Genomic DNA, 19,686 nt, shown 5'->3' on the forward strand with positions numbered 1-19,686 from the left:
CGGTCAGTTGGCAGTCGGGTCCGCACCCCACGGACGAGACCAGTCGTAGTGGAGGACCTGGTCACCCGCCCGCCAGGCGTTGGGTGTGGTGTTGACGAGCCAATCGGTCGGCTCGATCCCAGCCGCCGCACCACCACTGAGCGCCAAATGTATACCGTTCCGCAGCGCCTGGTCTGACCGCTCGGTCCGGGCTGCTGGATCGATCGACAAGAACAGCGCAGTGCCGGATCGGGCGACCAGGTCGAGGAAGCGCTCGTTGAGCTCCCACGGCGTCTGCGGTGTGCACGGAACGCAGTCCGCGTCCACGGCGAAGAACCGGTTGTGCTGCGGGAGCCGGAACGCGAGCGTGTTGACCCCCATCTTCCGGGTCCGTTCCCAGTCGCGCCCGGACGTGTCGTCACCGGTCCGCTGTACGTCGACGAGCCCGGCGGCGAGGTGGCCGACGGTGTTGCATCCGATCAGTACGACGTCCTGCGCCGCGGCACGGATCTCGCGGTAGAACGCGAGGATGATCTCGGCCGTCGTCCGCGAGGTGTCGTGGAGTTGCCAGCCGCCGCGGGTCAGCCGCGACCCCATCGCCGGTCCGAACGCGCCGAAGACGTCGTACGTGCTGAAGTCGTGCTTCACGAGTTCGAAGCCCCAGGACCGGAACCGCTCGAGGTCGGCCCGCACGCCGTCCAGGACCTCGGGGTACGACGGATCGAGCGCGCGGCCGGGCTTGTCGTGCGGTCCCTTCGACGCAAACGATCCGGGCTCGCGGACCAGGAGCGGCCGGAACCACAGGCCCGGACGCGCCCCGATCGCCTTGATCGCGGCCGCCGTACCCGCCATGTCGTCGAAGACACCCGGCGTACCGCGGTCCCAGGGCCCGCCGGAGCAGACGCCGCCCGGGTACCAGCCGTCGTCGACGACGCTGAACGGCTTGACCGGATGGCCGTCGGCGAGCTCGACGATCGTGGTCGCGTCCTGGAGGACGGCCTTCTCGTCGAAGTTCTCGCCGTACGCGTAGTACCAGTTGTTGGCCCCGACCACCGGCGCGGGCTCAGGTCGCGCCGGTAGTCGGGTGCTCATGGTGGCGACCGCTGCGTTCAGGGTCTGCCAAGGTGTGCCGCTGTCCTTGAATAGTCGCACGGTCGCCGCGGTCAGCGTCCGGCCCCTCAAGTGTGCCGGACCGCCGCCGTTGCGCAGGTCAAGCCAGAGCGTGAAGCCGTCGGCGTCGACCGTCCAGGCGCAGAACGCGCTCGGCTGCACGTCGACGCCTGCGCCGGTCGTGGCGCCGGTCCGCGGGTCGTACATGAGGAAGTACCACGGCAGCAAACGCTCGGGCTGGACGTGACGCCACTGCAGGTCGCCGTACGAACGCTCCCAGGCGTCGCCGAGGATCAGCGCATCCGCCGGCAGCTTCGAGGTCCAGCGGAGCGCAACGCGGGAGATCGTCGTCGCGGTGACGTCGACGGTCCCGTCGTTCCAGCTGACCTCGGCGCCGGCCGCGGACCAGGTCGGGCCCGATCCGACCGCGGTGATCAACCCGTCCGAGAGATCCGCCTGGACGAAAACAGCAGTCGGTTCTCTCACCTGGCTCCCTCGGGGCGGATTACTTTCCCCACAGACTTTAGTTAGTGCTTCTCGGGCCGGTCAAGGCGGCTACCGCGGCGACGAGACGGTCGACATCCGACTGGTCCGTGTACGGCGCGAGGCCCGCGCGGACCGCTCCGGCCGGACCGAGGCCGAGGACGCGAGCAGGTTCGTACGCGTAGAACGAGCCGGCCGGAGCGTTCACGCCCGCCTTCGCGAGATGCTCGGCGACGGCTGCCGTGCTGTGGCCCTCGAGGTTGAAGAGCAGGGTCGGCGTCCGGTTCGCGGCGTGACCGTAGAGGGTGATGCCGGGGATCGCGGCGAGGCGGGACTCGAGGTCGTCACGGAGGTTGTCCTCGTACTCCTCGACGAGCTCGAGAGAGCTGACGAGCCGCTCGCGACGGGTCGCGCCGGTCCCGCCGAGGCTAGCCAGGAAGTCGACGGCCGCGGTCGTGCCGGCCAGCAGTTCGTACGGCAGCGTGCCGAACTCGAAGCGTTCCGGTACGACGTTCGACGACGGCATGAGCTTGTCGGGCTTCAACGTCTCGAGCAGCTCCGGCGAGGCGGTCAGCGTGCCGAGGTGAGGCCCGAAGAACTTGTACGGCGAACACACGTAGAAGTCGGCGTACGCCGCGTCGACCGGCACGTGCGCGGTGAGGTGCACGCCATCGACGTAGATGAGCGCGCCGGCCTCGTGGACCTGGTCGGCCATGTGCTGCGTGTCGGGCCGCGTACCGAGCAGATTGGAGGCGCCGGTAACCGCGACCAGGCGGGTACGGTCGGTGAGGAGTGGAGCGAGGTCGTCGAGCTCGGAGGTCTCGGGGTCGAACCCGAGCCACTTGATCGTCGCGCCGACGGCCTCAGCAGCCTGCACCCAAGGGCGGACGTTCGCGTCGTGATCGAGCCGCGTGACGATCACCTCGTCACCCTCACTCCAGGACTTGGCGAGCGTGCGCGAGAAGTCGTACGTCAGCTGGGTCATGCTGCGACCGAAGACGATGCCCTGCGCGGTCGTCCCGAGCAGGTCGGCCATCGCCTCCCGGGCGCCGACGACGATCTCGTCGGCGCGGCGCTCGGCGGCCGTGAGCTGACCCCGGTTGGCGAGCGCCGAGGTCATCGTTCTTGCTACCGCGTCGGCGACGGCCTGCGGCGTCTGTGAGCCGCCCGGGCCGTCGAAGTGTGCCGCTCCCTCGTCGAGCGCGGGGAACTGCTTCCGGACCGCCACCACATCGAAGGCACTCATGAGCGTCATCCTCTCTCGCCCCTGACACCCGCCGCTACGTGCTGTCCATTACTCACAGCCAGCTGCCCGAATACGGATAAAAATCTCCGGAATGTCGGTGACGTAGTGCAGGATGTCAGGAGTGAGTACCGTTACGACTCCTGACAAGGCTCCGGTGCGGGCCTGGCTCCCGGTGATGCTGGCCCTGGCCGCGATCTGGGGCTGCAGCTTCCTGTTCATCTCGGTCGGCGTGCGGGAGTTGCCGCCGCTCTACCTGGCGCTCGGGCGGGTGATCGCGGGGTCCGTCGTACTGCTCGCGATCCTGGTCGTGAAGCGCGAGTCGCTCCCGCGCGATCCGCGGCTGTGGGCGCACTCGTTCGTCGCCGGTGCGATCGGCTCAGCGATCCCGTGGACTCTGTTCGGGTACGGCGAGGAGCGCATCCCGTCGTTGCTGGCCGGCATCTGGAACGGGATCACCCCGTTGATCGTGCTGCCGATCGCCGTGCTGATCTTCCGCACCGAGGTGTTCTCGGTACAGCGCGGTGTCGGGCTGCTGATCGGGTTCACCGGGATGCTCGTCGTCCTCGGCGCGTGGCGGGTCGACAGTGGCGCAGACCTGCTCGGGCAGGGGCTGTGCATGCTCGCGGCGGTGTTCTACGGACTCGCGATCCCTTACCAGAAGAAGTTCCTGGCCGGGACGACCCTGTCCGGTACCGCGCTGTCCGCAGCCTTGTTGCTGTGCGCAACTGTTCAGCTGGCGATCGTCGCGCCGATCGTGACCCGGCAGGCGCCGCCCGCGCCGTGGTCGCTGTCGATCGAGGTGGTGCTGAGCGTCGTCGCGCTCGGTGCCCTCGGCAGCGGGCTCGCCTTCGTGCTGAACATGCGCAACATCCGGCTGATCGGCGCGAGCCGCTCGTCGATGGTCACGTACCTGATGCCAGTCTTCTCGATCCTGGTCGGCGTGATCGTCCTGCACGAGCACATCACCTGGTACCAGCCGGTCGGCGGCCTCATCGTCCTGCTGGGAGTGGCGGTCTCGCAGGGCGTCCTCACCTCGCTCCGCCAGAAGCCCGTCGTCGCGGCCCAGGCGACCATCTGAGCGGCGGATCTGGGCCACTGACCAACCTCCGCCCGCGGCCGGTAGCGGGTGCCGGCTGAGCGTGAGCCGCGCCGGCAACGGCCAGTTGGTCAGTGGCGCAGATCCGGGTTCGGTCAGGCGTGGCGGCGGAGGTTGGGGACGGCTGCGACCGCGACCGCGGCGAGAGCGAGCAGCGTCCCCGCGACGACCGGCACCGTGACCGGCTTGTCGGCGACGGGCACGAAGACGTCGATGAACAGGCTCGCGATGAGCTGGCCGGCGATCGTGCCGAGGCCGAGTACGAAGACGCCGACGACCCGGACCACTGCGGCGGCGGCGCTGATGAAGATCACACCGCAGGCGCCGCCGAAGTACAGCCAGGGCTCGCTCGGGAGGTGTCGCGGTGCGCCACGAAATGCGAGATCGACCAGGAAGACGAGCAGCAGGGCCGCGAATCCGACCAGGAAGTTGACGACCCCGGCGGCGACCGCGCCGTACGCATCGGAGGAAGCGGTCCGCGCGACCCGGCCGTTGATGGCCTGCTGTACGGCGGTGCCGACGCCGCCGAGCGCGGGCAGGACCGCGAGCAGCAGGCCGTCGGGGTGACTCAACTGCTCCGATACCGCCAGGGCGACCGCGACCAGAGCGATCATCGCGCCGACGATCCGGATCGGGGTGAGCGGCTGCGGGCCGGCGGGTCCGAAGCCGAGACGGTCGACGACCAGGCTGCTGATCGCCTGCCCTGCCACACCGGCCACCAGGAAGACCGCGACGCCGATGATGGAGACAGTGATCGACTGCGTCGCGACGAGGAAGGCGCCTGCGAGTCCACCGAGGCACTGCCACCAGCGCAGACCGCCGTACCCGCGCATCGGTCTGCGGATCGTGCGCCAGACGTTGCCGAGTCCGCGACGTACAGGCGGCACCACGGCGGTCGCGATCAGCAGGATCAGTAGGCCGGTGCCGAACGAGATCAGTGCTGCGGGGATCCCGTCTCCGAGGATTCCGCCGAGTTCGCCGTTCAGCCGCGACTGCACCGCGACGAGCATGCCGATCCCGAACGCCGAGACGAGGCCGACGAGATGGTGCTGCCGGGTCGACACGGCGGGAGGCGAGGCGGTTGTTGTCACCTCACCATCATGACCGTCCAGCCAATAGCTGCTGACAGCAGGTCCCCATTACGACCGTCGGATCAGCGCCAGGTACATCGCGTCGGTGCCGTGCAGATGCGGCCAGAGCTGGACGTCGGGTCCGTCTCCCAGATCCGGTACGCCGGGGAACAACGCCCGTGCGTCTTCGAGGGACGCGTCGTCGCGGCGGCCCAGGACGGCGTCGACGACCGCGCGGGTCTCGTCGGGATGAGGCGAGCAGGTCACGTACGCGACCACGCCGCCCGGACGGACCGAGGTGATCGCGGAGTCGAGCAGCGCCTCCTGGAGCGGACGCAGCTCGACGACGTCTTCCGGCGTACGGCGCCAGCGGGCCTCGGGGCGACGCCTGAGCGCGCCAAGTCCGCTGCAGGGGACATCGGCGAGCACGCGGTCGAAGGAGCCGGCCGGCCAGGTCGGCTTGGTGCCATCCCCCACGAGAACCTTGTGATTGCCCGGGATCGCGCGCAGGTTCGAGCGGACCAGCTCGGCCCGGTGCTTGAGCGGCTCGACGGCGGTCAACTGCCCGTCGCGCTCGCGAACGAGCGTCGCCAGCAGCGCGGACTTCCCGCCCGGCCCCGCACACAGGTCCAGCCAGTTGGCGTCATCCCCGTCAACCTTCGCTGAAGCCAACGCGACCGCGACCAGCTGCGACCCCTCGTCCTGCACGCCGGCCCGCCCGGTAGCAACGGCTTCGATCCGGCCCGGATCACCTCCACCTTCAAGCACAGCGCCGTACTGCGACCACCGCGCCGGACTCGCCCCAGCCGCAACCAGCTCGTCAACCTCCGCCAGCCCCGGCCGAACAGCAAGCGTCACCCGAGGAGGCTCGTTGTCAGCGACAAGCAACCGCTCCAGCTCGACCGCCTCATCACCTGGCGGGGCAGCGCCCGGTCCGGCTGTGAGGGCGCGGTCGAAGGCCTCCACGACCCACCGCGGGTGGGCTTCGGCCATCGCCAGGAAGCCCAGACGATCCTCATCCGGTGACGGGGCGACCGTGTCGATCCACTGGTCCAGGGTGCGCTGGCTGATCTTCCGGAGTACGGCGTTGACGATGCCGGTGCGTTTCTGGCCGAGTTCGGAGCGGGTCAGCGTGACCATCTCGTTGACCGCGGCGTACGAGTCGACTCGCATGTTGAGTAGCTGGTGTGCGCCGAGGCGGAGCAGGTCGAGGAGTTCGGGGTCGAGGTCCGCCAACGGGCGGGAGGCGCTGCGTGCGAGGAATGCGTCGTACGTGCCCTGCCAGCGCAGCGTCCCGTGGACGAGCTCGGTGCAGAACGCCGCGTCGCGACCGGACAGGCGTGCATCGCGGAGAGCCTTGTTGAGGGCGAGGTTCGCGTAGGCACCCTCGGCCGTCACCTGCCGGATGACTTGAAAGGCAACCCGCCGGACCCGATCCGGCCGGACCTGCGGCGCACGATTGCGAGGAGACCGATCACTCACGCCTCCACCTCGCTGCGCTCGGTTCCGGCGTGAGTGATTGCACTGCTGTGCTTGTTGTTCACTCGCTACGCTCGCTCACAGGACGGACCCAGCCGATCGTCATCGGTCAGACGGATACCGCGCGCCCAGTCGGCCGCGGCCATCGGCTTCTTGCCCTGCGGCTGAACCGTGACCAACTCGACCGCGCGGCTCCCGGTGCCGACCTTCACACTCGACTTTGTTGCCTGCAGTTCGCCGGGCTTCAGCTCGTCGTCGGTCAGCCGGACGGCGAGCACCTTCAGCCGCTCGCCCCGGAACGTCGTCCACGCCCCCGGCGCCGGGTTGCACCCGCGCACCAGCCGATCGACCCGCTGCGCCGGCGCATTCAGATCCAGCTCGGCATCCTCGACCGTGATCTTCGGCGCGAGCGTCACGCCGTCGGCCGGCTGCTCCCGAGCCTCCAGTACGCCGGCCTCGATACCGTCCAACGTGTCGACCAAGAGCTTCGACCCCGACACAGCCAGCCGGTGCAACAGGTCACCCGAGGTGTCCGACGGGCCGATCGGCTCGGTCAGTACGCCGTACACGGGTCCCGCGTCGAGCGCCTTCACGATCCGGAACGTGCTTGCTCCCGTGACGTCGTCGCACGCGATGATCGAGTGCTGAACCGGCGCGGCCCCACGCCACGCGGGCAGCACCGAGAAGTGCAGGTTGATCCAGCCGTACCGCGGGATGTCGAGCGCAGCCTGCGGCAGCAGACCGCCGTACGCGACGACCGGGCAGGCGTCCGGCGCGATCTCCCGCAGCCGGGCCAGGAAGTCCGGGTCGCTCGGTTTGACCGGCTTCAGGATCTCGATCCCGCCGAGCTCTTCGGCGTACTGCGCGACCGGTGAGGCGACGAGCTTGCGCCCGCGGCCGGCCGGCGCATCCGGGCGGGTGACGACGCCGACGAGTTCGTGGCGGCTGGCAACGATCGCCTCGAGAGCGATGACAGCTGGTTCCGGCGTACCGGCGAAGACGACTCTCAAAGACCGAATCCATTCGTGGGGTGGGGCGAGAGCTTGAGCTGGGGCGGGCCGCCCAGGCCGGACCAGTCGGCTTCGCGGATCGCCTTCATCGCCTGCTTGCGGGTCTCCCGGTCGAGGCGGTCGACGAACAGGATGCCGTCCAGGTGGTCGGTCTCGTGCTGGATGCAGCGGGCGAGCAGGTCCGAGCCCTCGATCACCACCGGGTCGCCGTACATGTTGAAGCCCTTGGCGATGACCGACTGGGCGCGGCGGCAGTCGAAGGTCAGACCGGGGATCGACAGGCAGCCCTCGGGACCGAACTGTTCGTCGGTCGAGAGCGACAGTTCGGGGTTGATCAGGTGCCCGAGCTCGCCCTCGACGTGGTATGTGAACACCCGCAGCCCGACGCCGATCTGCGGCGCGGCCAGGCCGGATCCGGGGGCCGCCTGCATGGTGTCGGTGAGGTCCGTGACCAGGCGGCGCAGCTCGGCGTCGAAGTCGACGACCGGCTCGGCCTTGGTGATCAGCACAGGGTCGCCGAACAGGCGGATGGGTTGGACCGACACAGACTCTCCACACGGGTTCCACGAGGCAGGACTGCGCAAGTCTAGTTGGCTCGTGGAGTGGATTCAGGACGGGAGGCCCCTCCCGTTTGTTGCCACAAGCACGTACTGTGGTCCCAGGCGTACCCTCAGTCACTGCCGTCACACGCCGCTCGGGAGACCCAATGCTCACTGCAGCACGGGGGGCAACTCTGATCCTCCTGGGTGCACTGCTTGCGCAGGCACCCCTCACTGCCCAGGCCTACCAACCCCGCGAGCCCGAGTACTCCGGGCCGTCCGGCGCGACCGCTCCCCCCACGTCGACGCCCACCTCTGCACCTACCTCGGCGCCCACCGTCGAACCGACCATGACGCCAACCGCGGCGACACCGACGGCCACGACACCGACAGCCGGGCCGACTGCGAATCTGCCGGTGGACGAGCCTGCGGCGCGGTCGTGGAGCGAGGTGGTCAAGCAGGTGACCGAGACGTCGCCGGGCGATCTGCAGGTGCGGTCGGCGGACAAGACCGAGCAGACCGAGTCCATGCTCAGGTGCTTCAAGCTCGACACCGAGAACTACTGCCTTGGTCTCGGCTTCGTCGACAAGCTGCCGACGGGCGCGCAGCTGCAGTCTCTCGTGAGCTCGCCGACCCTGCGCGCGGCGGACGAGGCCGGAGTCGAGCAGGACATCCCGACCGGTGACCTCACCCCGGCCGATTTCGTCGCCCAGCGTGCCGCGATGCCGAAGAGCACCCGGGTCGCCGCCGAGCTGGACGAGATGCAAGCAGCCTGGAACGGCCGCGAAAAAGCTCGCGAACTCCGCGAGCTGGTCGCCGCCCAAACGCCTCCCGTGAACCCGGAAACCCCGTCCGACGAGCCGACGACCCAGGCGACCGCGACGCCGACGTCGACTGCCACTCCTACCGCCACTCCGACTGCGACGGCGACGGTGGTGCCGACTCGGACCGCACCGACGGTCGCGCCGTCCAAGCCGGTGCCTTCTGCTCCGCAAACGCCGGCTGCTCCGGTGAAGACGCCGGCTTCGGCGTACATCATGAAGGGGTTCCAGACCTCGCAGGAGAAGGGGTACTGGTGTGGTCCGGCGACGTTCCAGTCGATCGACTGGGCCGACGACAACCAGAAGGACACCCAGGCGTCCTGGGCGAAGGACCTCGGGTCGACCACCGGCGGTACGGCGATCTCAGCGATGGTGAAGCAGACCAACGTGAAGACCGCCTGGCCGAAGTCCGCGGGCACGTACGTCGTGCAGAACGTCTCGGACTGGAACGCGCAGACGTTCTTCACCGTCCACCAGAAGCACCTCGGTGTGTACAAGGCCCCGGTGATCGAGCACGTGCAGCTGTTGAAGCGGTACTTCCCGTACCTCGCGTTCAACCACAGCGGCCACTACCAGGTCGGCCGCGGCTACGACAAGGCGAACGGCACGATCGCGATCTTCGAGGTGTTCAACGAGCGCCGGTTCAACAGCCGCGGCAACGTCACCGACGGCCCGCGGAACATCCCGGCGAGCGCACTGTTCAACGCCACCCTGGCCAACTCCTTCCAGAACATCGGGCTGTGATGCGTCGCCGTACGGTTGCCGCAGGCACCCTTCTCGTCCTGGCGCTGGCCGGTTGCTCGTCAACCACGCTAACCACCACGCCGACACCAACGCCGAAGCCGGCCCCCACCCCAACGCCGAAGCCGTCGGTCACCCCGACCCGGCCGACGGACAGCGGTACGGCGATCCCGGTCTGGGCGAACGTCCTGCGGCAACCGGTCGACGGCCAGCACCTCGTCACCCAGCAACACAAGTACGTCGTTACGCGCGGAAGCGACGAGGCGGGTACGACGACGATCGCCGACCGCACCAGCCGGAAGGTCGTCGTACGCCACGTCCCGACGACCGGTTTCGTTGCCCAGTCCCCCGTTGTGATCGACGACCATTGGGCCCTGATCGAGGACATCCGCTCGGACGGCCCGGACCCGGAGATCAAAGTCGTCCGCTACGACCTCACGACCGGCAAGGCCGCGACACCCGTCGGACTCCCACCCGTCTCCGAACCCGAGATCGGCGCCTACAACGGCACGTTCGCCTACAGTTCCACCGACGCGAAGAACCGCTCGTGCCTGATCGTCGCCGAGCTTGCCACCCTGAAGTCGCGCGCTGTGACCTGCGTTGCCGCCCCCGGGTACGTCGCCGATCCGGTCGTCTCCGCCGACACCGTCACGTTCAGCGAGATCATCGCTCCGGAGACCGCTCGCCGCTGCAAACGCATCCTCTCCGCTCCCCTGACCGGCGGCACGGCGAAACCGGTGCCCGCAGCAACCAACTGCATCCAGTGGAGCGGCGCGACCATCGCCGGCGCAACGGTGTGGTCCGAGGTCGCCGCCGCGGACCCCGACCAGTACCAGAGCAAGGCATACGTGCGCGAGTCCGGCGACTCCCCCGCCCGCCCGCTCGGCACCGTCGTCACCGACACGATCCTTGCCTGCGGCAACTGGATTCTGTGGGAGGTCCGCACGGTCAGCCCGGCCGGCGAGGAGACCTACCAGATCAACCGCTGGCGTCCCGGTCTCGCCAGCCCGCAACGGATGTACGCCGCCAGACCCGGCGTCGCGCTCACCCCGATGACGTGTCAGGACAACACGGTGTACGTCGAAGCGGCGCACCTCGCGAGCACGCCGACGTACACCGAGACGATCTCGGCGGCAGTCTGAACGCGGCTACCAGCGCGCGTGCCAGATCCGCACCCGGCCGAACCCGACCGTACCGGTGATCCGGATCCGCGGCCCGGTGCCGGTCGACCCGCGCGGCGGCTTGTACTGCGAGTCCTTCCAGGTGGTGTGCAGACCCTCGAGCTCGACGACCGCATTGCGCGGCACCCGGATCTTCGCGCCGCCGGTCCCGAGTTTGAGCTCGATGTCGACCTCTGGATGCTCGAAGATCGCGCGGGTCAGATCGAGCCGGACACGGCCGAACGCGGAGTGCACCTTCAGCGTCCGCGGCACCCGCCAGACCCCGGCACGGACGATCCGCCCGGACGCCGCGCCGATGGTCGCGGAGCGGCCCGGGTCCGGCGCCGGCAGCGATGCCAGGGCCCGCTGGATGTCCTGCCGGGTCCTGGCACCCAGCACTTGGTCAAGGCGCGCGTCCATCTCCTCATGGGTGAGGATCCCGTCCGTGTAGGCCTCCTGCACGCGTCGCACGGCGGTGTCGCGATCCACGTCCCCGATCGAGGGCGAGCGGTCTCCAGGTACGGACGTCACCAAACCACTGTAGTACCGCTACACGGCCAGACCGCGGGCCCGGAGTTGCGTCCGGAGGTCGGCCGCACCGGTGAAGACTTCGGCGTCGAGACCGACCGCGCGAGCACCGTCGACGTTGTACGCCATGTCGTCGGTGTAGAAGGTGCGCGCGGGGTCCAGATCGAAGCGGTCGATGAGGATCCGGTAGATCTTCTCGTCGGGCTTCACGGTCTGCTCGATGCCCGAGACGACCTCCCCGTCGAACTGCGTGAGGATCGGGAACGCGTCCTTCGCGATCTCCCACTTCTCACCGGAGAAGTTCGTCAGCGCGTACGTCGGCAGGCCGAGCGCCCTGATCTCGGTGAGTACCGCGGCGGTGTCCTCGAACACGCCCTTGACCATCTTCAGCCAGCCGGTGTCGTACGCCTCGATCCACTCGGCGTGCTCCGGGTGCAGACTCGTCAGCTCCGCAACGGCCTCGGCCCACGTGCGCCCCTCGTCCTGCTTGTGGTTCCAGGCCGGCGTGGCCACGTTGGTCAGGAAGTGCGACCGCTGTTCCTCGTCGGGAATCAGGTCGGCGTAGAGGTAGGTGGGACTCCAGTCCAGCAGCACGCCACCGATGTCGAACACCACCGCGTCGATCGTCATGCCCTCAACCCTATGAGACACGGCGTGGGTTGCGGTCGCGGACGTCGTGGTGACGGGTTCTCACCGCTCAACTCAGGCGGTTGCCGCGTTGGCTGCGGCGCGGGCGTGGAGCGCCGGCGCCAGCGAGTACTGGCCGATGAAGATCACCACACCGAGGACGGCGCAGCCGAGCCAGGTGACGGTGGGGCCGAGGTATTCGAGGGCGTTCGTGCCTGCCAGCGGACCGATCACGGTGCCGACGCCGAACGCCATCCCGGACAGACCCATGTAGCGGCCGCGCAGGTCGACCGGCGCGAGGTCGGCGAACACCGCGCCGATCACGGCGGCGAACCCGATCTCCCCGATCGTCCACACCACCACCGACATCGCGTAGCCCCACCAGCTGTGCACGACCGCACCGACGCCGAAGCCGAGCCCGACGACCAGCATCGAGGCCGCGAGCAGTTTCGGCCGGTCGAGCTTGACGAACCATCTGCCGAGGAACGGCTGGACGAGCACGATCACGACACCGTTGAGCGCGATCACCAGACCGTACGTCCGGGACGAGAGACCGTCATCCGACATCGCCAGCGGCAGGGTCGAGTAGCCCTGCATGTAGATGGTCGCGTAGCCGATCTGGATCAGGATCATCAGCAGGAACACGGTGTCGCGTACGACGACCGGCAGCAGCGCCCGGCGTACTGAGTCTTCTTCGGGCGCCGGGCGGCTCTCCGGCACCATCATCCAGATGACCAGGCCGGCGATCACCGAGGTGGCGGCGTTCACCCAGAACAGCAGGCCGTAGCCGAACGACGCGAGGACGCCCGCACTGACGGTCGAGACGGAGAAGCCGAGGTTGATCGCCCAGAACAGCAGGCCGTACGCGCGCACCCGCTCGGTCGGCTGCAGCAGGTCCGCGACCGTCGCCTGGACAGCCGGGCGGAACAGGTCGCTGAGCAGGCCGACCAGGAAGGCGGTCACCCAGATCAGCGCCATCGAACGGGCGGATCCGAGCAGGATCAGCGCGGCGCCGGTACCGAAGAAGCAGATCAGCATGGTCACCCGGCGTCCGGCCCGGTCGGCCAGCCAGCCGCCGACGAGTTGCGCGCACACGGATCCGGCGCCGACTGCGGCCGCGACGGCTCCCGCCGTACCGGCCGAGAGGTGGCGGTCGTGGGTCAGGTACAGGACGAGGAACGGTTGCACGAAGCTGCCGAGCCGGTTGACCAGCTGGCACACCCACAGCGCCCAGAACGCCCGCGGCAGGGCGGTGGGGGCGGCGGTGTCGATGGCGACTGCACTCATGGGATCAACTCTCGGGTCGATGCCGACCGTTGTCGATGATTAGGGTGAGGACTAATCTTGGCCGGGTGATCACGATCAGGCTGAACGCCGGTGACGTCGGGCGGATCCGGTTCGCGCTGTCGCCGGTGTGGGAAGCGATGACGAGTGTGCGGGCGTTGAGCAACAACACCGCGCAGAGCGTGCACGGTCCGTGGCTGCAGAAGGTCCGGCCGACGATCGCGGGTGACGACCTGACGTTGCTCAGGGCCCTGATTCCGCCGTACGGCTATATCCCTGATTTCATGACGCCCGCTCCCCCACGGCGGTCGACGAGTTTCGAGTCCGGCCTGGCCGCGATCGCCGCTACGCCGCACGAGATCGTGACCGACGAGCTCGGGAGGCTGCATCACGACACTCCGCACCCGCTGTTGCCGGAGCTGATCGCGAATCCGGCGAAGGCGCTCGAGCTGATCACGTCGGCGCTGGAGACTTACTGGCGCCGGGCGATCGAGCCGGAGTGGCGGCGGATGCGGTCGCTGCTGCAGGAGGACCTCGCGTTCCGGCTCGACGAGCTGGCGAGCGGCGGGATCGAGCGGCTGTTCCGCAACCTGCACCCGTCGATCAGCTACCGCGGCGATCGCGTCGAGATCGACCGCCCGTACACCTGCGACGGCGAGCCGATGGCCGGGCAGGGCCTGCTCCTCGTGCCGTGCGTCTTCACCTGGCCCGCCGGCCTGGCGGTGACGGGCGCGCCGCACGTGCCGACGATCACGTATCCCCCGCGCGGTCTCGGCCGCCTGTGGGAGGACCGCCAGGACACGACGGACTCACCCCTGGCAGACCTCGTCGGCCGCACCCGCGCCGCGATCGTCAGCCACCTGGACCTACCGATGTCCACCACCCACCTCGCCCACCAGCTGGGTGTCTCGGCCCCGACCTTGAGCGTCCACCTGAGCATCCTCCGCAACGCCGGCGTAGTCAGCTCCCACCGCGACGGGCGCACCGTCCTCTACCACCGCACTCCGCTGGGCCACCAGTTGCTCGCCGCCGCAACGCCCCTCGCAACCTCCGCTTGAGCGTGACGCCCGACGTCGCCCCTGCCCTTCCTGCTTGAGCGTATCCGTCCGGCGCATGGAGGTCGGGTGGTTATCCACAGGTCGCCGCTGACGGGGGTCGCCAGCGGCGGAAGTGCCGGGTTGCGGGAGTGCCGGGTTGCGGGAGTGCCGGGCGGCGGGTTGCTTGACGGCTGGCATGTTGTATCCGGTCAGCGGACCAACAAGCCGCTACCGGTGCTCCGGCAGCTGGAGCGTAGCCGACATGTGTGGCGGCGAGCTGGGCCGGCTCGTGTCCGGTGGTGCGGATCTGCATCACTGACCAAACCCGCCCGGCGGGTCTTCGCCGGCCGAGGCATGAGCGTTCCTGCTTGGGGCGGTGTGCGCTTGATCAGTGGCTCAGGTCCGCCCTCGCCGGAGCGGGTGGCCACTTTGTGCACCAGATGGTCAGCGTCGGGCGGCGAAAGCGCGTATCCGGTGCACAAGGTGGACCAAGGGCCGAGCGCGGGCCCCGGCAGGAGGTAGGGCGAGACCGAGGTGGGCGACATAGGAGTCGGAATCAGCCGAAGCTGGGTGGGTCTACCTGGATTCGGACTGTGCCGGGGTTTTTCTTGGTGGTGCGGGCTGATTGGGATTCTTTGAGGGAGCGGACCAGGGTTGCGCCGTGTTGGCGGGGGGTGCGGACTACGGCTCGGACGGTTTCTTCGTCGAGGTCAACGGGGCCAAGGACCTCCAGGCCCGCGGATGGTGGGACGAGGTCTCGGAGGCGGGTGATGAGGTCGTTGACGGACTCAGAGGGGCCGGTCAGTTCGGCCAGCTTGGCGGCGGGAGCCAGGCGGGCGCTGCGACGTTCCTCGATCTCGCGGGTGGCGTAGCCCTCGGGGCTCCAGCGGACGATGGCCTGGAGTGGAAGGGCGGACGGGTCGCCGACGAGGATCACGGTGCCGCCGTCGCGGGCCGATCGGACCAGGGCGGCCGCGTTGAACCATCGGCGTACGGCTTCTTCGGGAGCTCGTAGGTCGGGGCGGGCGAGCATCAGCCAGGTGTCTAGCAGGACGGCCGCGGCGTACCCGCCCTCGGCGACCGGCTCGGCTCCCGGCGTACTGACGATCAGCGCCGGCGCATCCGATACGACATCGAGCATGTTCTCGCCGCCCGACGTACGCACCACGACGCCAGGAAACGCCCGCCCCAACTCCTCCGCAGTACGACGAGCGCCGACAATCGCGGCGCGCATCCGGGTGTCGCCACACTCCGGGCACCGGTGGTCGACCGCCGGACGCCCGCACACACTGCAGCTCGCCGGCCCGGATCCGCCCGTACGACGCAACGTGCCGCCGCACGTCGAACACCGCGACGGCGCCCGGCACGTCTGGCAGACGAGGCTCGGTAGATATCCGGCCCGCGGCACCTGCACCAGCACCGGCCCGGACCGCAAACCGTCGCGCGCGATCTCGAAGACCCGGTGCGGCAGCCGCGCCGCCCGCGCGCTCGGATCACGCGCCAACTCGATATCCGACTCGCCCGCGATGTGCACCGACGGCGCCGCCGCGCGGATCACCTTCCGGTCGGCGATCAGCTCGTGCGCGAACCCCGACTCGATCAACGCCGCCGCCTCCGCGGACCGCGCGAACCCGCCGAGAACGGCCGCACAATTCTGCCGGAACGCCCGCAGCAGCAGGACTTCACGCGCATGCGGGTACGGCGCGCGCGGCTCGGCGTACGACTCGTCGCCGTCGTCCCACATCGCCACCAACCCGAGATCCGCCACCGGAGCGAACGCCGCCGCCCGCGTGCCGATCACGACCCGCGCGCATCCGCGGACTGCGGCGAGGAAGGCGCGATAGCGAGCTGTCGGGCCGAGGTCGGCCGAGAGCGTGACGAAGCCGGACGGGCCGAGGACGGCTTCGCAGGCGGCCGCCAGTCGCTCGAGGTCGCGCGCGTCGGGGGCTAGCAGCAGGGCGCCCCGACCGGATGCAGCGCAGACAGCCGCGGCCTGCGCGAACGCCAACGCCCAGTCAGCCCCCGGTACGGCGGTCCACACCGCCCGCGGCGCCTCACCTCGCGCGATCGCATCGAGAAAACCAGGCGGGTACGGCGACCACTCGGATCGCGAGGTGGACACCGGCGGACGCGGTGGCTGATCGCAGCGCAGCGGCTCCGCTTCCACCTTCGCGTGCCGCGGCGGGACCGCCAGCCGCGTGACATCCGCGAGCACTCCGGCGTACCGATCGGCGACCGCACGGCACAGGTCCGCGACCTCCGGCGTCAGCACCCGCTCGGGCGACACGACCTTGCGCAACCTCATCAGCTTGCCGTCGTGATCCGACTCCGCAAGCCGCTCCAGCACGAACCCGTCCAGGTCCTTGCCGGCAAAACGAACCTTCACCCGGGCGCCCGGCTGCGCCGCCTCGGCCATGTCCTCAGGGACGAGATAGTCGAACGGCCGGTCCAGATGCGGGAGGGAGACATCGACCGCGATCCGTGCCACCGGCAACGTCTCGGTGATCTCGGCCGGCTCTTTGGTCCGGGATTTGCGCACGGCGTCCCGCAGCAGCGTGAGTTGCTCCGGCGAGTCCGATGTCACCGGGAAACTCTAGTCCGCCCGGACGACAGCGCGCGGAACGCCGCGACCCGGCTGTGGACAACTGCCACAACCGGGTCGTCGGAACCGCCGTATTACTTGTTGACCGCGGCCTTCAGGGCCTCGACGCGGTCGGTGCGCTCCCAGGTGAAGTCCTCGCCGGTACGCCCGAAGTGACCGTTGCGGGCGGTCTGGGCGTAGATCGGGCGGAGCAGCTCCAGGTCGCGGATGATCGCGGCCGGCCGCAGGTCGAAGACCTCACGGGCCGCGTCGGCGATCTTGCTCACCGGCACCTTCTCGGTCCCGAACGTGTCGACGTAGAAGCCGACCGGCGCGGCCTTGCCGATCGCGTACGCGACCTGGCACTCGACCCGGTCCGCGAGCCCCGCGGCGACGATGTTCTTCGCCACCCAGCGCATCGCGTACGCCGCCGACCGGTCCACCTTGGACGGGTCCTTGCCGGAGAACGCGCCACCGCCGTGCCGCGCCATTCCGCCGTACGTGTCGATGATGATCTTCCGCCCGGTCAGCCCGGCGTCGCCCATCGGGCCGCCGATCTCGAATCGGCCGGTCGGGTTCACCAGCAGCTTGTAGTCGGTCGAGTCGATGTCGAACTGCTCGAGCACCGGGTCGACGACGTGCTTCTTGATGTCCGGGGTCAGCATCGACTCCAGGTTGATGTCCGCCGCGTGCTGGCTGGACACCACCACGGTGTCGATCCGGATCGCCTTGTCACCGTCGTACTCGACCGTGACCTGGGTCTTGCCGTCCGGCCGCAGGTACGCCAGCGTGCCGTTCTTGCGGACCTCGGACAACCGCTCCGACAGCCGGTGCGCGATCGTGATCGGCAGCGGCATCAGCTCCGGCGTCTCGTTGGACGCGTAGCCGAACATCAGTCCCTGGTCCCCTGCCCCCTGCAGGTCCAGTGCATCCTCGGACGCGTCCGAACGCGTCTCGTACGCCGTGTCGACACCCTGCGCGATGTCCGGCGACTGGCTGCCGATAGCGACCTGCACCCCACAGGACGCGCCGTCGAAGCCCTTCAAGGACGAGTCGTAGCCGATCTCCAGGATGCGCGACCGCACGATCCCGGGGATATCGACGTACGCCGTCGTGGTGACCTCGCCCGCGACGACGACCAGACCCGTGGTGATCAGGGTCTCGACCGCCACGCGGCTCTTCGGGTCCTCGGCCAGCAACGCGTCGAGGATGGAGTCGCTGATCTGGTCAGCGATCTTGTCCGGGTGACCTTCGGTCACGGACTCGGACGTGAAAAGGCGCCTCGCCACAGTTCTCCCTCGGATTCCTCTCGTGCCGCACGATTGTTCCCCACACTCGCACGGTCCCCCCATGCACCGACGGTTGGCGATGCATCTTGGGCAGTATGCCAGCAGTTTCCACCGGAATCCCGGTAACGCTCCGAATTCATCCAGAATACGGGATTGCTGATCATATTGTGGACATCGGTACCGGTTTCAGGCGTGAGCGCCGACCGCCACGTCGCCGAGTGTGAGCGATGGCGCACCACCGAGGATCGCTCCCAGCCGCTCTACCTCGGCGTCCAGGAGTTTGCGGCGGCGACGGTTCAGCGGGGTCAGTGCTTCGACCGTGACGTGCAGGGTCCGGCCCGACTTCTTCTGGTGCCAGACGCCCGCGACGATGCCGTCGACGAGCAGCAGCGGGTAGTTGCCGGCCTGCCCGCGAGCGGTCGCCCGGTCGAAGGCCTTGCCGGGGAAGAGCAGTTCCCTGGGGTAGCTGCCGACGCCGTACGCATCGAAGTACGGCAGCAATCGCACACCGTCGACGCGCTCGTCCGGGAAGTCACCGTCACCCGGGGCATACCATACGGTATGGTCTGCCAGCGTCGCGTGCGGTAGATCATCGAAGTACGGCTTCACGAACGTTGGCGTGGTCTTGAGCCAGCGGGCGAACTGCTGCGGGGTCGCCGGTCCGTAGGAGTACAGGTAGCGGTGCAGCAGCTCTGTCAGCGCCTTCTCGGCCGGGAGTGGTTCGAACGGGCGCAGGCGATGCGGGTTCGCGTACGTCATCAGCCGGCCGCGCATCGGGCCATGGCAGAGTACGCCGGCGTTCGCCGCAAGCGAGGTCGCCTGCCGCCAACGGGCCCAGGCACCCTGGAAGGCGGGAATCGTCGGCTCCCGCGCCCAGGCGCCGGTCCGCCGTACGACTTCTTCGGTCAGCTCGTCGACGGTCAGATCCTCGTGCGCGAGTGCTTCACCGATGGCGACGATCACCTGATCGATCTCGTCCTGCGACATCCTGATCGGATCCGGCTGGCTACCGACCGAAGGCAGCGCCGACAACGCCCCCGTCCACATCGGCAGATCCTCGAGCGGCAACAGATGGACAGTCCCCCGCGGCCCGAACGTCTTCACCAACTCGTCGTTCTGCTGCACCGTTCGGCGAGTCGCCTCCGCGACCCGGATCGCCACCGACGCCTCCCCCGCCGTCGCGATCTGCGCATGCGCCCCACACATCGCCCGTACGGCGTCGACCGGCGTACCGAACGGCTCGATCAGACCGTGCCGGCGCATCCGCCGAGCAACGATCGCGTCCCACCTGATCTCCATGTCCACGACCCTAGGCACCAAACAGGACACCTTCTGACCTCTACCCACCCACTCGCGCGCCGGGTCCCCAGCGCCGCGCGGCCCACTTTGTGCACCGGATGACCAAGAATGCGCGCGGAAGACGACCATCCGGTGCACAAAGTGGGCTTCGGTGGAGGGCGCGCGGGGTCCGGGGCGCGAGGCGCGAGGCGCGAGGGCGCGAGGCGCGAGGCGCGAGGCGCGAGGCGCGAGGCGCGAGGCGCGAGGCGCGAGGCGCGAGGCGCGAGGCGCGAGGCGCGAGGCGCGAGGCGCGAGGCGCGAGGCGCGT

At 69.1% G+C, this 19,686-nt stretch carries 16 protein-coding genes; 4 read left to right on the forward strand and 12 right to left on the reverse strand.

Annotated elements, in window-relative coordinates; translation table 11 throughout:
- Positions 1–3: 3 nt before the first annotated feature.
- Positions 4–1,575, reverse strand: coding sequence for a hypothetical protein (locus EV653_RS13785; RefSeq protein ID WP_134102518.1), 1,572 nt, complete (start codon positions 1,573–1,575; stop codon positions 4–6).
- Positions 1,576–1,612: 37 nt separating this feature from the next.
- Positions 1,613–2,818 carry a cysteine desulfurase-like protein gene (locus tag EV653_RS13790; protein WP_134102521.1) on the reverse strand — a complete coding sequence of 402 codons (1,206 nt, stop codon included), beginning with the start codon at positions 2,816–2,818 and terminating at the stop codon, positions 1,613–1,615.
- Positions 2,819–2,939: 121 nt separating this feature from the next.
- On the opposite strand from EV653_RS13790, the gene EV653_RS13795 reads away from it, so the two are divergent.
- Positions 2,940–3,896, forward strand: coding sequence for a DMT family transporter (locus tag EV653_RS13795; protein WP_202871590.1), 957 nt, complete (start codon positions 2,940–2,942; stop codon positions 3,894–3,896).
- Positions 3,897–4,009: 113 nt separating this feature from the next.
- Here the strand turns inward: EV653_RS13795 and EV653_RS13800 are convergent, their stop codons facing one another.
- From EV653_RS13800 to def, 4 genes are all read right to left on the reverse strand, one after another.
- On the reverse strand, positions 4,010–5,005 hold the full coding sequence (locus EV653_RS13800) for a DMT family transporter (protein ID WP_238159719.1): 996 nt from the start codon (positions 5,003–5,005) through the stop codon (positions 4,010–4,012).
- A 48-nt stretch (positions 5,006–5,053) separates the two neighbouring features.
- Entirely contained in the window at positions 5,054–6,466 is a 1,413-nt protein-coding gene (locus EV653_RS13805) for an RsmB/NOP family class I SAM-dependent RNA methyltransferase (RefSeq protein ID WP_134102530.1), read from the reverse strand.
- Between the two features lie 65 nt (positions 6,467–6,531).
- Positions 6,532–7,473 (reverse strand): methionyl-tRNA formyltransferase, encoded by a 942-nt coding sequence (fmt, locus tag EV653_RS13810; protein ID WP_134102533.1) that lies wholly within the window; start codon positions 7,471–7,473, stop codon positions 6,532–6,534.
- Positions 7,470–8,018 (reverse strand): peptide deformylase, encoded by a 549-nt coding sequence (def, locus tag EV653_RS13815; RefSeq protein WP_134102536.1) that lies wholly within the window; start codon positions 8,016–8,018, stop codon positions 7,470–7,472. Before def ends, fmt begins: the two co-directional genes overlap by 4 nt.
- Before the next feature lie 344 nt (positions 8,019–8,362).
- Here def and EV653_RS13820 point away from each other — a divergent pair, with 344 nt between their 5' ends.
- Together EV653_RS13820 and EV653_RS13825 are read left to right on the forward strand one after the other, a co-directional pair.
- Positions 8,363–9,577: a C39 family peptidase gene (locus tag EV653_RS13820; protein WP_238159720.1), complete on the forward strand. Its 1,215-nt coding sequence runs from the start codon at positions 8,363–8,365 to the stop codon at positions 9,575–9,577.
- Positions 9,577–10,716 carry a hypothetical protein gene (locus EV653_RS13825; protein ID WP_238159825.1) on the forward strand — a complete coding sequence of 380 codons (1,140 nt, stop codon included), beginning with the start codon at positions 9,577–9,579 and terminating at the stop codon, positions 10,714–10,716. Before EV653_RS13820 ends, EV653_RS13825 begins: the two co-directional genes overlap by 1 nt.
- A gap of 6 nt (positions 10,717–10,722) precedes the next feature.
- On the opposite strand, the gene EV653_RS13830 is transcribed toward EV653_RS13825, so the two are convergent.
- The 3 genes from EV653_RS13830 to EV653_RS13840 form a co-directional block, all read right to left on the reverse strand.
- A complete protein-coding gene (locus tag EV653_RS13830; RefSeq protein WP_134102542.1) occupies positions 10,723–11,265 on the reverse strand; it encodes a DUF1707 SHOCT-like domain-containing protein in 543 nt (180 codons plus the stop codon).
- A gap of 18 nt (positions 11,266–11,283) precedes the next feature.
- Positions 11,284–11,892 carry an HAD family hydrolase gene (locus EV653_RS13835; protein ID WP_134102545.1) on the reverse strand — a complete coding sequence of 203 codons (609 nt, stop codon included), beginning with the start codon at positions 11,890–11,892 and terminating at the stop codon, positions 11,284–11,286.
- A gap of 72 nt (positions 11,893–11,964) precedes the next feature.
- A complete protein-coding gene (locus tag EV653_RS13840; RefSeq protein ID WP_134102548.1) occupies positions 11,965–13,176 on the reverse strand; it encodes an MDR family MFS transporter in 1,212 nt (403 codons plus the stop codon).
- Positions 13,177–13,241: 65 nt separating this feature from the next.
- Here EV653_RS13840 and EV653_RS13845 point away from each other — a divergent pair, with 65 nt between their 5' ends.
- Positions 13,242–14,231, forward strand: coding sequence for an ArsR/SmtB family transcription factor (locus EV653_RS13845; RefSeq protein ID WP_134102551.1), 990 nt, complete (start codon positions 13,242–13,244; stop codon positions 14,229–14,231).
- Between the two features lie 535 nt (positions 14,232–14,766).
- Here EV653_RS13845 and EV653_RS13850 read toward each other — a convergent pair.
- The 3 genes from EV653_RS13850 to EV653_RS13860 form a co-directional block, all read right to left on the reverse strand.
- Positions 14,767–16,794 (reverse strand): primosomal protein N', encoded by a 2,028-nt coding sequence (locus EV653_RS13850; RefSeq protein ID WP_134102555.1) that lies wholly within the window; start codon positions 16,792–16,794, stop codon positions 14,767–14,769.
- Between the two features lie 92 nt (positions 16,795–16,886).
- Positions 16,887–18,080 carry a methionine adenosyltransferase gene (gene metK, locus EV653_RS13855; protein ID WP_134102558.1) on the reverse strand — a complete coding sequence of 398 codons (1,194 nt, stop codon included), beginning with the start codon at positions 18,078–18,080 and terminating at the stop codon, positions 16,887–16,889.
- A gap of 186 nt (positions 18,081–18,266) precedes the next feature.
- Positions 18,267–19,379 (reverse strand): winged helix DNA-binding domain-containing protein, encoded by a 1,113-nt coding sequence (locus tag EV653_RS13860; protein ID WP_134104234.1) that lies wholly within the window; start codon positions 19,377–19,379, stop codon positions 18,267–18,269.
- Between the last annotated feature and the right edge of the window lie 307 nt (positions 19,380–19,686).

This window comes from Kribbella pratensis, from assembly GCF_004365355.1.
Taxonomy (GTDB): Bacteria; Actinomycetota; Actinomycetes; order Propionibacteriales; family Kribbellaceae; genus Kribbella.

What these genes read in the sequence shown, in the direction of transcription:
- EV653_RS13790 (WP_134102521.1), bottom strand. Translation starts at nt 2,818, where the DNA reads ATGAGTGCCTTCGATGTGGTGGCGGTCCGGAAGCAGTTCCCCGCGCTC.
- EV653_RS13825 (WP_238159825.1), top strand. Translation starts at nt 9,577, where the DNA reads ATGCGTCGCCGTACGGTTGCCGCAGGCACCCTTCTCGTCCTGGCGCTG.
- EV653_RS13860 (WP_134104234.1), bottom strand. Translation starts at nt 19,379, where the DNA reads ATGGAGATCAGGTGGGACGCGATCGTTGCTCGGCGGATGCGCCGGCAC.
- EV653_RS13835 (WP_134102545.1), bottom strand. Translation starts at nt 11,892, where the DNA reads ATGACGATCGACGCGGTGGTGTTCGACATCGGTGGCGTGCTGCTGGAC.
- EV653_RS13840 (WP_134102548.1), bottom strand. Translation starts at nt 13,176, where the DNA reads ATGAGTGCAGTCGCCATCGACACCGCCGCCCCCACCGCCCTGCCGCGG.
- EV653_RS13820 (WP_238159720.1), top strand. Translation starts at nt 8,363, where the DNA reads ATGACGCCAACCGCGGCGACACCGACGGCCACGACACCGACAGCCGGG.